This window comes from Pseudomonas sp. UBA5568 (assembly GCF_002425525.1).
GTDB classification, from domain to species: domain Bacteria; phylum Pseudomonadota; class Gammaproteobacteria; order Pseudomonadales; family Pseudomonadaceae; genus Aquipseudomonas; species Aquipseudomonas fulva.
Window position 1 is genome coordinate 1 of the sequence record NZ_DIMK01000063.1, and the last position, 14,297, is coordinate 14,297.

12 protein-coding genes and 1 pseudogene are annotated in these 14,297 nt (G+C 63.5%); 6 read left to right on the forward strand and 7 right to left on the reverse strand.

The genetic code is table 11. The annotated features are described in order from the left end of the window. The 6 genes from B2S33_RS20495 to B2S33_RS20520 all read left to right on the forward strand — a co-directional run. A partial coding sequence (locus B2S33_RS20495; RefSeq protein ID WP_288650990.1) for a DUF3426 domain-containing protein occupies window positions 1–1,156 on the forward strand: 1,156 nt, incomplete at its 5' end. 208 nt (window positions 1,157–1,364) lie between these two features. After that, window positions 1,365–2,378, forward strand: coding sequence for a tRNA dihydrouridine synthase DusB (gene dusB / locus B2S33_RS20500; RefSeq protein WP_027915273.1), 1,014 nt, complete (start codon window positions 1,365–1,367; stop codon window positions 2,376–2,378). After that, the gene (gene fis / locus B2S33_RS20505) at window positions 2,375–2,695 is read left to right on the forward strand and encodes a DNA-binding transcriptional regulator Fis (RefSeq protein WP_023534526.1); all 321 of its coding nucleotides are present in this window, start codon (window positions 2,375–2,377) and stop codon (window positions 2,693–2,695) included. Before dusB ends, fis begins: the two co-directional genes overlap by 4 nt. Window positions 2,696–2,776: 81 nt before the next feature. Then, window positions 2,777–4,384 (forward strand): bifunctional phosphoribosylaminoimidazolecarboxamide formyltransferase/IMP cyclohydrolase, encoded by a 1,608-nt coding sequence (gene purH, locus B2S33_RS20510; protein ID WP_027915274.1) that lies wholly within the window; start codon window positions 2,777–2,779, stop codon window positions 4,382–4,384. A 99-nt stretch (window positions 4,385–4,483) separates the two neighbouring features. After that, a complete protein-coding gene (purD, locus tag B2S33_RS20515; RefSeq protein ID WP_028687165.1) occupies window positions 4,484–5,773 on the forward strand; it encodes a phosphoribosylamine--glycine ligase in 1,290 nt (429 codons plus the stop codon). 149 nt (window positions 5,774–5,922) lie between these two features. Next, window positions 5,923–8,715 carry a hybrid sensor histidine kinase/response regulator gene (locus B2S33_RS20520; RefSeq protein ID WP_042139369.1) on the forward strand — a complete coding sequence of 931 codons (2,793 nt, stop codon included), beginning with the start codon at window positions 5,923–5,925 and terminating at the stop codon, window positions 8,713–8,715. Here B2S33_RS20520 and B2S33_RS20525 read toward each other — a convergent pair. From B2S33_RS20525 to B2S33_RS20555, 7 genes and pseudogenes are all read right to left on the reverse strand, one after another. Further along, window positions 8,712–9,368 carry a hypothetical protein gene (locus B2S33_RS20525; protein ID WP_042139370.1) on the reverse strand — a complete coding sequence of 219 codons (657 nt, stop codon included), beginning with the start codon at window positions 9,366–9,368 and terminating at the stop codon, window positions 8,712–8,714. The genes B2S33_RS20520 and B2S33_RS20525 overlap by 4 nt on opposite strands. Beyond that, window positions 9,361–10,068, reverse strand: coding sequence for a hypothetical protein (locus tag B2S33_RS20530; RefSeq protein ID WP_146224453.1), 708 nt, complete (start codon window positions 10,066–10,068; stop codon window positions 9,361–9,363). The genes B2S33_RS20525 and B2S33_RS20530 overlap by 8 nt, the downstream gene beginning before the upstream one ends. A 34-nt stretch (window positions 10,069–10,102) precedes the next feature. After that, window positions 10,103–10,786: a hypothetical protein gene (locus B2S33_RS20535; RefSeq protein WP_027915277.1), complete on the reverse strand. Its 684-nt coding sequence runs from the start codon at window positions 10,784–10,786 to the stop codon at window positions 10,103–10,105. Between the two features lie 116 nt (window positions 10,787–10,902). Further along, complete coding sequence (gene cobJ / locus B2S33_RS20540) at window positions 10,903–12,600, reverse strand: precorrin-3B C(17)-methyltransferase (RefSeq protein ID WP_028687166.1); 1,698 nt, start codon at window positions 12,598–12,600, stop codon at window positions 10,903–10,905. Then, complete coding sequence (locus tag B2S33_RS20545) at window positions 12,588–13,319, reverse strand: precorrin-2 C(20)-methyltransferase (RefSeq protein WP_027915279.1); 732 nt, start codon at window positions 13,317–13,319, stop codon at window positions 12,588–12,590. Before B2S33_RS20545 ends, cobJ begins: the two co-directional genes overlap by 13 nt. Next, window positions 13,319–13,945 (reverse strand): precorrin-8X methylmutase, encoded by a 627-nt coding sequence (locus B2S33_RS20550; protein ID WP_027915280.1) that lies wholly within the window; start codon window positions 13,943–13,945, stop codon window positions 13,319–13,321. The genes B2S33_RS20545 and B2S33_RS20550 overlap by 1 nt, the downstream gene beginning before the upstream one ends. Continuing rightward, window positions 13,938–14,297: pseudogene (locus tag B2S33_RS20555) on the reverse strand (precorrin-3B synthase); the annotation flags it as partial. The pseudogene B2S33_RS20555 and the gene B2S33_RS20550, both read right to left, overlap by 8 nt.

The window sequence follows — 14,297 nt, forward strand, 5'->3', positions numbered from 1 at the left end:
GCTGCCGGCCACCGAGGCAGCGCCGGCGCCTGCCGCGCCCACCCCCGCGCACGTGCACCCCATCGCGCCGGACGACGAGGCCTGGGCCCAGACCGCCCAGGCCTTGGACGAGCTCGACCTGGACAAGGAACTGGAGCGCCTGGAGCGCCGCCACGCGCCCGTACAGGTGCGTGAGGCCGATCAGGCGTCCATGCTGCAGGCACGGCGTCACGAGGAGGACGCGGACGAACACCTGGACGAAGTGTTCGGCACTGCAGCAGGCGAGCCGTTTGAACCGGAACAGGCTGCTGCTGCCCCCGTACTCGAGCCTGCTCCCCAGGCAGATTCGCGGCGCGAGGCGCGTACCGAGCCGACCTTCACCGCCGGCCTGGACGCAGACGCAGAAGATGAGCCGCCGCTGGGCAGCATCGTGACGGATGAGGATGAGCCAAAACTGGGAGCGCCACTGCGACCCGAAGACGATGACGAGGTGTCGATTGCCGGCCTCACCGCGCACGACGACGAACCCTTGGCAACCAGCCTGCGCGCCGACGATGAACACGACGAAGCGCCGTTGCCCATGGGGCGCATGGAGCCTGAGGTCACTGACAAGGCCGAACGCCCAAGGCGCAAGGAACCCTTGGTGGATGTGGTGGACGACCCGCTGCAACTGGGCTGGGAGAAGCCGGCCCCGGCCTGGGGCAAGCGCCTGCTGTGGGGTGGGTTGACGCTGATCGCTGCTGCCATGCTCGCCTTGCAGTACGTCTGGTTCCATTTCGACGAGCTGTCCCGACAGGACCAGTACCGCCCGCTGTTCGAGCAGGTGTGTCCGGCCGTGGGCTGCCAGGTCCCCTCTCGTGTCGATGTGAACCGGATCAAGAGCAGCAACCTGGTGGTGCGCAGCCATCCGGACTTCAAAGGTGCGCTGATCGTGGACGCCATCATCTATAACCGTGCCCCCTTCGCCCAACCCTTTCCACTGCTCGAACTGCGCTTCTCGGACCTCAATGGCCAGCTGATCGCCAGTCGCCGTTTCAAGCCGGCCGAATACCTGTCCGGGGAGCTGGCCGGACGCGGCGAAATGCCCAGCCAGACGCCGATCCACATCGCGCTGGACATTCTTGACCCAGGTCAGCGAGCGGTGAACTACAGCCTGAGCTTCCGCTCGCCGGAATAAACCCTGACGGCCAACCCGGTACGCTGCCGCTGCGCCGGCCATGATGCCGCTTGTCCGGGGTCTGACGACCCGGAGCCCAGGGTGCAGGGGCGGCAACCCTCAGTTGTTCAGATTTTATCCAAATCCATCTTTATCCGGTCATCCAGAGCGGGTATCATGCCAACCCTTTTTCGAACCTCAAGATTCGGCCCCACAACAGGGAACACCTATGTCGGCGGTACGCATCGGCCCTTATACACTGCGCAATAACCTGATCCTCGCACCCATGGCTGGGGTCACGGACCAGCCGTTCCGAACACTTTGCCAGCGCATGGGCGCAGGCATGGTGGTGTCGGAAATGGTCTCCAGCGACCTGTCCCTGTGGAACAGCCGCAAGTCGAGCCTGCGCCGCATCCACGAAGGCGATCCCGAGCCGCGCTCGGTCCAGATCGCCGGGGGCGACGCACAGATGATGGCGGCGGCTGCACAGGCCAATGTCGCAGCGGGCGCCCAGATCATCGATATCAACATGGGCTGCCCGGCAAAAAAAGTCTGCAACAAGGCGGCAGGCTCTGCTTTATTGAGAGATGAAGCCTTGGTCAGCGACATTCTGCGGGCCGTCGTGGGCGCCGTGGATGTTCCGGTGACTCTGAAGATCCGCACCGGCTGGGACCGGGCCAACAAGAATGGCCTGAACGTGGCGAAAATAGCCGAACAGGCTGGCATCCAGGCGCTTGCGGTGCATGGCCGCACACGCGCCGACCTGTACACCGGTGAAGCCGAATACGACACCATCGCCGCTATCAAGCAAGCGGTGTCCATTCCGGTCTTCGCCAACGGCGACATTACCTCGCCGCAAAAGGCCAAGGCAGTGCTCGACGCCACGGGCGTCGATGGCCTGCTGATCGGCCGGGCCGCTCAAGGCCGGCCCTGGATCTTTCGCGAGATCGAGCATTACCTGCGCACTGGCGAGCAGTTGCCAGCGCCGCAGCTGGACGAGGTGGAACGCATCCTGCTGGAGCACCTGGCCGCCCTGCACGCCTTCTACGGCGATGTCATGGGTGTGCGGATCGCCCGCAAGCACGTGGGCTGGTACCTGGCGACACGACCCGGCGGCAAGGAGTTTCGCTCCCGGTTCAACGCTTTGGAAGACACACAAGCGCAGTGCGCCAACGTTCGCGCGTTTTTCAGTGAACGTCGACAGAGCCTTGAGACAGAGGACGGACAAGGGGTGGCCGCATGACGATGATGACCGAAACATTTGTGAGTGGAACAACGCCCGTGAGCGACAACGCCAACCTGAAACAGCACCTGAACACGCCGAGCGAAGAGGGCCAGACCCTTCGCGACAGCGTCGAGAAGGCGCTGCACAACTACTTCGCCCACCTCGAAGGCGCGACCGTCACGGACGTGTACAACCTGGTGCTCTCCGAAGTCGAGGCGCCGCTGCTTGAAAGCGTGATGAGCTATGTGAAGGGCAACCAGACCAAAGCCAGCGAGATGCTCGGGTTGAACCGAGGCACGCTGCGCAAGAAGCTCAAGCAATACGACTTGCTGTAAGCCAGAATCCCGATCGAAAAAGGCGCCTGTCTCAACACAGACGCCTTTTTTGCTGACTCCACCGCGTTATTGGAACCCGAAATGACCGACCAGACTACCCGCCTGCCAGTCCGCCGCGCCCTGATCAGCGTCTCCGACAAGACCGGTATCCTCGAATTTGCCCGTGAGCTGCAACAGCTCGGCGTCGAGATACTGTCCACCGGCGGCACCTACAAGCTGCTCAAGGACAACGGTGTCAACGCGGTGGAAGTGGCCGACTACACCGGCTTCGCCGAAATGATGGATGGCCGGGTCAAGACCCTGCACCCGATGATCCATGGCGGCATCCTCGGTCGCCGCGGCACCGACGACGCGATCATGAACGAGCACGGGATCAAGCCCATCGACCTGGTGGCGGTCAACCTGTACCCCTTCGAAGCCACGATCTCCAAGCCTGGCTGCGACCTGCCTACCGCCATCGAGAACATCGACATCGGCGGCCCGACCATGGTCCGCTCGGCTGCCAAGAACCACAAGGACGTGGCCATCGTGGTCAACGCCGGTGACTACGCCAGCGTCGTCGAGGGCCTGAAGGCCGGCGGCCTGACCTACGCCCAGCGCTTCGACCTGATGCTCAAGGCCTTCGAGCACACCGCAGCCTATGACGGCATGATCGCCAACTACATGGGCACCGTGGACCAGGCCAAGGAAACCCTGAGCACCGAAGCACGCGGCGACTTCCCGCGCACCTTCAACACCCAGTTCGTCAAGGCCCAGGAAATGCGCTACGGCGAGAACCCGCACCAGCGTGCGGCGTTCTACGTGGAAGCCAAGAAAGGCGAAGCCAGCATTTCCACTGCCGTGCAGCTGCAAGGCAAGGAGCTGTCCTTCAACAACGTGGCCGACACCGACGCGGCGCTCGAGTGCGTCAAGAGCTTCGTCAAGCCGGCCTGCGTCATCGTCAAGCATGCCAACCCGTGTGGCGTGGCCGTGGTGCCTGAAGACGAAGGCGGCATCCGCAAAGCCTACGACCTGGCCTACGCCACCGACACCGAATCGGCCTTCGGCGGCATCATTGCCTTCAACCGCGAGTTGGACGGCGAAACCGCCAAGGCCATCGTCGAGCGCCAGTTCGTCGAGGTGATCATCGCACCGAAGATCTCCCAGGCTGCCCGCGATGTGGTTGCAGCCAAGCAGAACGTGCGCCTGCTCGAATGTGGCGAGTGGCCAGCTGAGCGGGCTGCCGGCTGGGACTTCAAGCGAGTCAACGGCGGGCTGCTGGTCCAGAGCCGTGACATCGGCATGATCACGGCCGATGACCTGAAGATCGTCACCCAGCGTGCACCGACCGAGCAAGAGATCCACGACCTGGTGTTCGCCTGGAAAGTGGCCAAGTTCGTCAAATCCAACGCCATCGTCTATGCCAAGCAGCGCCAGACCATCGGCGTGGGCGCGGGCCAGATGAGCCGGGTCAACTCCGCCCGTATCGCCGCCATCAAGGCCGAGCATGCCGGCTTGCAGGTGCAGGGTGCCGTCATGGCTTCGGACGCCTTCTTCCCGTTCCGTGACGGCATCGACAATGCGGCCAAGGTCGGCATCAGCGCGGTCATCCAGCCAGGTGGCTCGATGCGTGACGCCGAGGTGATCGCTGCCGCTGATGAAGCCGGTATCGCCATGGTGTTCACCGGCATGCGCCACTTCCGCCACTGATTCACGGCAATCGGCCGCACCCAGGCAGGCAACTGCCGCGGTGCGACCTGGCACAGCGAGAGGCAGGGCCTCTCGCTCGACAGATCTAGAGGTTTTGACATGAAAGTTTTGATCATCGGCAGCGGCGGCCGTGAGCACGCCCTGGCCTGGAAAGTCGCCCAGGACCCACGCGTCGAAAAAGTCTTCGTGGCCCCGGGCAACGCTGGCACCGCCATCGAGGCCAAGTGCGAGAACGTCGCGATCGACGTCTGCGCCCTGGAGCAACTGGCTGATTTTGCCGAGAAGAACGTCGACCTGACCATCGTCGGCCCGGAAGCGCCCCTGGTCATCGGTGTGGTCGACCTGTTCCGCAGCCGTGGCCTGGACTGCTTCGGCCCGACCCAGGGCGCTGCCCAGCTGGAAGGGTCCAAGGCGTTCACCAAGGATTTCCTGGCCCGCCACAAGATCCCGACGGCCGACTACCAGAACTTCACCGAAATCGAACCGGCCCTGGCGTACCTGCAGGAAAAAGGCGCGCCGATCGTCATCAAGGCCGATGGCCTGGCCGCTGGCAAGGGCGTGATCGTCGCCATGACCTTGGCAGAAGCCGAAGCCGCCGTGCGTGACATGCTCGCGGGCAATGCCTTTGGGGAAGCAGGTTCACGCGTGGTCATCGAGGAATTTCTCGATGGCGAGGAAGCCAGCTTCATCGTCATGGTCGACGGCCACAACGTGCTGCCCATGGCCACCAGCCAGGACCACAAGCGCGTCGGCAATCAGGACAGCGGCCCGAACACGGGCGGCATGGGTGCCTACTCCCCTGCCCCGGTAGTCACTGACGACGTGCACCAGCGGGTCATGGACCAGGTGATCTGGCCGACCGTGCGCGGCATGGCCGAGGAAGGCAACGTCTACACCGGGTTCCTGTATGCGGGCCTGATGATCGACAAGGCGGGCAACCCCAAGGTCATCGAATTCAACTGCCGCTTCGGCGACCCGGAAACCCAGCCGATCATGCTGCGCCTGGAATCGAGCCTGGTGCTGCTCATCGAAGCGGCTTTTGCCAAGGCCCTGGACAAGGTCGAAGCGCAGTGGGACCCACGCCCCAGCCTGGGCGTGGTGCTGGCCGCAGGCGGCTACCCGGGTGACTACGCCAAGGGCGCAGCCATTTCGGGCCTGGAGGCGGCTGCGAAGCTCGAAGGCAAGGTGTTCCATGCAGGCACTGCCTTGAAGGACGGTGACGTGGTGACCGCTGGGGGTCGCGTGCTGTGCGCCACCGCCATGGGTGAAACCGTCGAGTCCGCCCAGCAGCAAGCCTATCGCCTGGCCGAGCAGATCACCTGGGACGGCAGCTTCTACCGTACCGATATCGGCTACCGGGCCATTGCCCGGGAACGTGCCGAGCAATAACCGCTTCACCGCTGTAATGTCGAGGCGCCCGGGCCCGTGCAGCCGGGCGCACGGCAACCGTCTTGTCGGCGTGCCCGCGGGCCTTGCCTTCAACTCGGCACGCCGCGCATAGTTAGCACCCCGCACATGGGCCAAGAAGGGATTTCGTAGTGCGCCGGCTCCGGATTGCCTCAGCGTTGATCGTCAGCTTGCTGACCCTGATCTGCATGCTCCCCGCGATGGCGGAACATGACAGTGGCTGGGCCCTGCTGCTCGACGAACAAGGCAACCTGCAACTGAGCGACGTGCGCTCGGACCGTTATCGCAACCAGTTCAGCCCGTTGGAGCTGGCTGAACTCGATGCAGCGCCCCCCGACCAGGCCCTGTGGCTGCATTATCGGCTAGAGCCTGGTGAGCAGGAACAATTGCTGCGCGTCTTCGCACCTGATCTGTCGGGTCTGGACCTGTATGCGCTGCAAGGCGACAAGCTGATACGCCACCTGCATCACGGCCGCCAAGCCGGCAGTGCCAACCCCACATTGCGCGGCAGCGACCACGTGCTGCCGTTGCCCAACAGCAAGCAAGGCCTGGATATCTACCTGCGCCTGGTATCGGAACACCAACTGCGCCCGGCCATCAGCCTGGAGCCTGCTGCGCGAGCCGCCGCCAACCAGACCCAGCCGTTGCTGTTCGGCATGCTGTTCGGTGGCCTGGTGATGCTGATCCTGCATAACCTGATTCGCTTCATCTACAGCCGCTCGAGCACTGCGCTGATCCTGGCGTTCTACCATGGCCTGATGTTGCTCAGTGGCCTGATCCTGCTGAACCTCAGCGGCCCATGGTGGCATGTGTGGTACAGCGCCCAGACGCCAGCGGCGTACCTTACGCTGGTACTGGCGGGGCTGGCTGGGCTGTATTTCACCCAGCACTTCTTCGCACCGCGCAACACGCCGCGCCTTAACCGGCTGTTGAGCGGCGAGATGCTGCTGGTGGGGGTGAGCGGGATCGTGCTGCTGTTCATCGATACCTTGCCGCTCAATCTCATGACCTATGCCTTGATGGCACTGGGCAGCGTCACGATGCTGGTGGTCAGCAGCTACCATTGGTACCGAGGTTACGCTCCGGCCCGTTTGTTCGGTCTGGCGATGATCATCTTCAACGTTGGCGGGCTGGTGCTGCTGCCTGCCTTGCTTGGGCTTACCCGCACCTCCACGCCTTGGTTGCTGTGCATTCTGTTGGGGCTAGCGGTGGCGAGCGGGCTGCTGTTGAACCTGGCGGTCAGCGACCGGCTGCGGCGTATCAACGAAGAGCGCTTCAGTGTCAGCCGCGCCTTGGCGGCCAGTGACGCCGAAATCAACGCCAAGGCCGAGTTTCTGGCCAAGATCAGCCACGAAATACGTACCCCCATGAATGGCGTGCTGGGCATGACCGAACTGCTGCTGGGCACGCCGTTATCGGTCAAGCAGCGCGATTACGTCCAGACCATTCACAGCGCGGGCAACGAGTTGCTCACATTGATCAACGAGATACTCGATATCTCCAAGCTCGAGTCCCGCCAGATCGAACTCGACGACGTCCAGTTCGACCTCAACGCGCTGATCGAAGACTGTTTGAACATCTTCAGGGCCAAGGCCGAGCAGCAGAACATCGAGCTGATCAGCTTCACCCAGCCCCAGGTGCCCCGCGTGGTCAGTGGCGATCCCACCCGCTTGCGTCAGGCGCTGTCGAGCCTGATGGAAAACGCGCTGAAAAACACTGACCAGGGGGAAATCCTGCTCGTCGTTGCACTGGACCAGCGCGGCGAGGTGCCCCGCTTGCGCATCGCCGTACAGGACAGCGGCGACCCCTTGCCGGCAGCCGATCGCGAGGCGCTGTTGCAGGCAGAACTGCACAGCAGGCATTTCCTGTCCAGCAATCGACTGGGCGGCCACCTGGGGCTGGTGATCGCCAAGCAGCTGATTGGCCTTATGCATGGGGAATTCGGCATCAAGAGCAGCACCGGCACCGGCAATACCTTGTGGCTGACCTTGCCGCTGGACCCAGCCTGCCTCGAGCAACCTCCGACCGACCTGGACGGACCGCTGCGCGACGCGCGGGTACTGGTGGTGGACGACAACGACACGTGCCGCAAGGTGCTGGTCCAACAGTGCAGCGCCTGGGGCATGAATGTCAGCGCAGTGCCTTCGGGCAAGGAGGCCCTGGCCCTATTGCGTACCAAGGCTCATCTTCGCGATTACTTCGACGCGGTGCTCCTGGACCAGAACATGCCCGGCATGACCGGCATGCAACTGGCCGCCAAGATCAAGGAAGACCCCAGCCTCAATCACGACATTCTGGTGGTCATGCTGACCGGTATCAGCAACGCGCCCAGCAAGATCATCGCGCGCAACGCCGGGATCAAGCGGATCTTGGCCAAACCGGTGGCTGGCTACACACTCAAGACCACCCTGGCCGAAGAACTGGCTCAACGCGGCCGCGAGCAGGCGCTGCCGGCGGCTGCACCCGGCCAGCCCCAGGCGCTCGACCTGCCCCCGCATTTCAGCGTGCTGGTCGCAGAGGACAACACCATTTCGACCAAGGTCATCCGCGGTATGCTCGGCAAGCTGAGCCTGCAGCCCGATACCGCGTCCAACGGCGAAGAAGCTCTTGAAGCGATGAAAGCCAAGCGCTATGACTTGGTGCTCATGGATTGCGAAATGCCAGTTCTGGATGGTTTCTCGGCAACCAGGCGCCTGCGCGAATGGGAAGCCGCCAACCAGCGCGCGCACACGCCCGTCGTTGCGCTGACCGCGCATATCCTTGCCGAGCACAAGGACCGCGCCAAGCAAGCCGGCATGGACGGCCACATGGCCAAGCCCGTCGAATTGTCGCAACTGCGAGAGTTGATTCAATACTGGGCCAGCCAGCAGCCGGCCAATGCCGATCAGGGCCTGGGTCCGGACGGCAGCTCGCCGCGCAACTAGAGCACCAAATTCCTGATGACGCGCTCGGCCGTTCGCGCAACACTGGCCTCTGCCCGGCGCCGATAATCCTCACGAAACCCTTGCAGATTGAAATGGATCACTTCCAGTCGCAGGTCTCTCACACTGATTCCGTTGCTCGCGCCCATGAACAGGAAGTCGCTGGCGCTTTTTTCCATCGAGACATCCATGTGCAGCAGCACCATGTCGATGAAGCCATTGGACTGCTGGGCGCAGGGCAATAACTGCACACGCGCTTGAGTGCCCACGATCGAATGGCTGCTGAACAGTCTCAGAGCCTTGTCATCACGACGTAAGGCCTCCAGCGCCTGGTTGGCCGCTTCGCCCAGACGGGCAGAGCCCGCTTGGCTGATATGCTCGATTGCCTGCGCAGCGAGGCTGCCCCGGTCAGGCCCCGGCCGCCGCCCTGCTGGCGCCAGCTTGCCATCGAAGCCCAGGGCAGCGAGGTTGCGCCAGTAATTCCTGAACCAGTCAGGTTCGAGACCGTCTTTCAAATCCCCCCATGCCACCTGCTGAGCAAAGGCGTTGGCCAGCAGTATGTCTGAACGTGCTTGCGGGCATACGCCTGGCAAAAAGACCAGCACACTGCTGTGTACCAGCTGGCCGGCGATCGATGATGCGTCGGTGTTAGTCATGGTTCGGCTCCTGCACGCTGATTTCGCTGCGATGAAGGGCGAGCTTGGCCTGAAGTTTTTTTGCAAGCCCCGGCCCGATGAGGTTCATACGCCTGGAATCGATCAAATACTGCCCTTGGAACTGCCAGCAGGCCGGCACCGCCGGAGGGTCGAACGATTGCCAGAGCCAGTCAGTATCAAGCGGCGCTCGACTTCCAAGGTTCAATTGAGTGCTGATGATGGAATAGTCAGGCAGCACCAGCCGAACCTCGGCATGCGCGTGGTTCAGGCAGGTGTCGCCAAGGGGTTCGCCAAGGTCACAGCGCCCCCCTATCCGGTTATCACATGTTTCATTGCTTGCGCAGGCTTCCAGACACTGCGCGACAGCTTCGCGAAGGTGGTGAGGCGTAGCCTGGAGAAGGCTGTCGCAAAGCATGGTCCAAGGCCTGAAAGCGGCAACCGGCACCATGGGTGTCGTTTGCGACCGTAGCGTGGCTAGCGTGCAGCCGAAACCGCTCTGCACACGTATGTATTCCTTGAGCCAGCTGTCCCCATCAACCCCTGAGACCCCGCCATTGCACGCGGCGAGGTAGGCCGCCAGCTGGATATTGAGCATGTCGAGCCTGCAGGACTCGCTGATGGTCTTGTCGACGAGCACCAGGCTGTTGCCATTGCGCCACACGCTGTAGTTATTTGACATTGATGCACCCTCCAGGCTCACCGAAGCCAAGGCTCCGGTGAGCCATACCGACAGGTTAGATTTCGAGGGCCAGCAACACTTCCAGGGCGTTGTCGTCGAGCTTGGTTTCAACAACGGCGCGTACTTTCTCGTACTGGCGCTGATCAAGGTTCAGCACGGCACCGCAGGCATAGTTGGTGGTGCCGCTGCTCTCCCATTTGGCCAACAGGTAGTTGGCTTTCTTGTCAGGCTTGGCATCGGTCTGGACTGCGCTCACCATCATGGCGACCTGGCCAGCACCGGTCTGCTCACACTTGTTCAGGCTCAGGCTGTTGCGGTCATCCTCCACGGACTTGCGGTCCAGCAGTTCGACATTCTTGGTGCTGGCAGCCAGTGCGGAAACGACGGTCTTGCCCAACCCTTCCAGCGCCGAGGCCACGTCACCAGTAAAGGCGCCATAGGCAGCTTGCAGCCCCTTGCCAACCAGGTTGCTGATTTCCAGGTGCCTGTCGCTCTGGGTAATGCGCTGAACATCAACGCGCGTGGGTGTCCAGCCCATCTTCGACATCAGGAACACGTACTGGTTGAACCAGGCCTGGGTTTCCTGGATCGGGTGGTGCTGCTTGTTGGCGCCTTGGGTAGCCAGGGCGTGGCAGGCCTTGGCCGCAGTACGGTTGGCCTCGCTCATGGTGTCGGGGAACACGAACAGGTTCATGTCAGGCAAGACTTGCAGTTCAAGGTTTTCTTTGTTGGTGGTCATGTCAAAGGCTCCAGTTAGGTCCGGTCGAAACCAGGTGGCTTCGGCCTTGAACCTAACCGCTCGACGCTGCTCATCCTGCGCCGAAACGCTTCCCCCTCGGATCGAACTACCGTGCTTCAGGGCTTGGCGCCATACCACCGTGGCGTGTAGACCCACTGCCCACCATTTGGGCGTTCGAACGTGCACGTGGTCGATGAGCCCACCAGCACCATGGTGCGCATATCGACCATTTCTGGCACCAGTTGGGCCAAAGAGACGACGCGCAACGTCTGCCCCGGCCTACCAATGTCACGGCCAAGGACTACAGGTGTATCAGCACCACGGTGCCGGCGTACGACGTCCAGCGCGGTCCCAAGTTGGTGCGGCCGTGCTTTGGAAATCGGGTTGTAGAAGGCCAGCACCAGATCGGCCTGGGCAGCGAGGTCCAGGCGTTTCTCGATGATCGACCAGGGCTTGAGATTGTCCGACAGCGACATCACGCAGAAGTCATGCCCCAGCGGCGCGCCAGCCTGTGCAGCCGTTGCCAAGGAGGCCGATACACCAGGCAGTATCTCCAGGTCGACAGCGTGCCAGGCAGCGTCCGTGGACGCGTGCAACGCCTCGAGCACCGCAGCGGCCATGGCGAATACGCCTGGGTCCCCCGATGACACCACCACCACCGAACGGCCACGCGCGGCCAGTTCGAATGCGTGCCGGGCGCGCTGCATCTCCTCACGGTTGTCGGTGCAGTGCAGCACCTGATCGTCCCGGAACGGCCCTGCCATTCGTACATAGGTTTCGTAGCCCAGCACATCCTCGGCCCGGGCCAGCTCAGCCTTGACCGCTGGCACCATCAGCTCCGCTGCGCCTGGCCCCAGACCGATGACCGCCAGCCGCCCGCGGCGACGGCCAACCTGAGCCACTTCGATCGGCGCAGGTGCCACGGCGATGACCACCTCACCCTGGCACTGCAACCGCGCATCGGGCAGTGCAGCGCCCACCATGCCAGCCACATCGTCGGGCCTTGCGGCAAAGCGCAATTCGACACCCAGCGCCTGCGCGGCAGCCTGCAACCGGGTGTCCGACATGGCCCGCTCATCGGCCAGCACGCAGGCCAGTGACGCCTGCGCAATACCGGCCTGCTGCAGCGCGTCACGAATCATCTGCAAATCGCCGCTTGCGACACCGACCACGACGGAGCGGGGATGAATCAACAGCTCGTCTCGGCTGGCGGGACGCGCCAGGTGGCCTACATGGATGGTGCGCTGCGCGGCATCACTGGCAGGCAACTGTGCCTGCGCCAGCCACGGCGCCTGACCCTCGATGCGAACCGGCTCCCCGGCCAGCAGGTCGGAAACGAAGCGCTTGCCTTGTTCCAGGTCCGCCAAGGCGTAACCCTGGGGCGGGTTGAGCAGGCACGTACCAAAGCGCAACTCGCCGCTGGTGGTGATGGCCGCTGACACACCCAGCGCCGAGGCCATGTCCCGTGCCATCTGGTTGACGCCACTGAGGCCACCGAGCAGGGGCACCACGGCGCTGCCGTCTTCTGCCACGGCCAGCACCGGCGGCTCGCTGCCCTTCTCCCCCAACAGGCTGGCCAGGCTGCGGATCACGATACCCGCAGCGCACAAGGCGATGATTGGCGTACCGCGCTGGTAAAGGCTGCGCAGCAGATCGCCAAAGGCGTTGTAATCCTGGTCTGCTCCCTGAACGCGCCCTTGCAGGCCGTGAATCGTGGCCTGGGCGTAGACCTGCTGAAGGCAACGGGCAGTGGCCAGGCTGCCCTGTCCCAGGATGACGATGGCCGGTGCTACCTGCGTGTTCAGCCCTGCCATTTTTCCCCCGGCACGATGATCAGCGAAAAATACGGCGAGGACTGTGGGTCAACCTGGTCCAGCGGTACGATTTTCTGGTTGGCCATGGTGGCGCGTTCCACATACAGCGCACGCGCGTGCAGGCCCAGCTCACCGAGCACCTGCCGCACCTTGGGGAAATTGCGCCCCAGTTTCATGATGACGGCCGCATCGGCGTCGGCCAGGCGGCGCTTGAGGTCTTCGGCCGGCAAGACGCCAGAGAGCACCGACAGGCTCTGGTTGCGATAGACCAGCGGTGCACCCAGCACCGAGGCTCCACCGAGCATGGAGCACACACCAGGAATCACCTGCGCTTCATAGCGCTGTGCCAGGCGGTCGTGCAGGTACATGTAGGAGCCATAGAAGAAGGGGTCACCCTCGCAGATCACCGCCACATCACGCCCTGCGTCCAGATGCTCGGCCACCTGTACGCTGGCTTCGTCATAGAAATCGCTGATCACCTGCTCGTAGGACAGGGGGGCGGGCAAGGATTCGGTGGTCACCGGATAGACCAGCGGCAGCAACGTCTGCTCGGGTTGCAGGTGCGCTTCGATGATGCCGAATGCGTTGCCGCGCTTGCCCTTGGCGACGAAGTAGCCGACCACGGGCGACTCGCGCAGCAGGCGCAGGGCTTTGAGCGTGATCAGTTCAGGGTCACCCGGCCCTACGCCAAGGCCGATCAGGCGTCCACGCGGGGCCATCACTCCACCTCCGTGGCCAGGGCATTCACGGCCGCGGCGGCCATGGCACTACCGCCCAGCCGCCCCTGCATGATCACGAAGGGCACGCCACGGCTGTCGGCCGCCAGCATGGCCTTGGATTCGGCAGCGCCAACGAAGCCGACGGGAAACCCCAGAATGAGCGCTGGACGCGGCGCGCCGGCATCGAGCATTTCCAACAGGTAGAACAACGCCGTCGGCGCGTTGCCGATCACCACCACGCTGCCTTCAAGGTGTGGGCGCCACAGCTCCAGGGCAACGGCGGAGCGGGTGTTGCCAGCGGCCTTGGCCAGGTCCGGTACGCTCGGGTCGCGCAAGGTGCAGATCACCGGGTTGTTCGCCGGCAGTCGTGCCCGGGTGATGCCCTCGGCGACCATGTGCGCATCGCACAGGATCGGTGCGCCACGTAGCAAGGCCTGGCGGCCCGCCTGGCCGGCGCCTTCGGAGAATTGCAGGCCATCGATCGCATCGACCATGCCGCAGGCATGGATCACGCGCACCGCAAGCTTTTCGAGGTCTGCGGGAATCCGCTCAAGTCGGGCTTCCTCACGAATGATCCGGAAGGAATTGCGATAGATCTCCTGACCATCGCGGATGTAGTCAATCATCAAGGTGCTCCGTCGGCAGGTCGAGCATGGCGCCTGCTTCATTCAAGGTAATGTCAGTGGCGCGCAGGGCGCCGAACCCCGGCAGGCGGGGATCACGCTGGTAAAGATCGTAGCGCCCGGGCGCGCAGGCCAGCAGCGTGGCCGGGGCGGTGTGGGCCAGGGCACAGGACCGGGGGCAGCCAGTAAGATGCACGCTGGCAGGCGCCCCGGGGCCCAATAATGCGGCCAATGCCACGGCGTCGGCCTTCGTCTCGCTCAAGGCCTTGGCACAGCCGCTGGCGCCGGTGCAGGCGCTGATGCGCACCAGGGGCTCGGCCGCGTGGCAGAGCAGCCCGACCGTCATCAGGCTGCG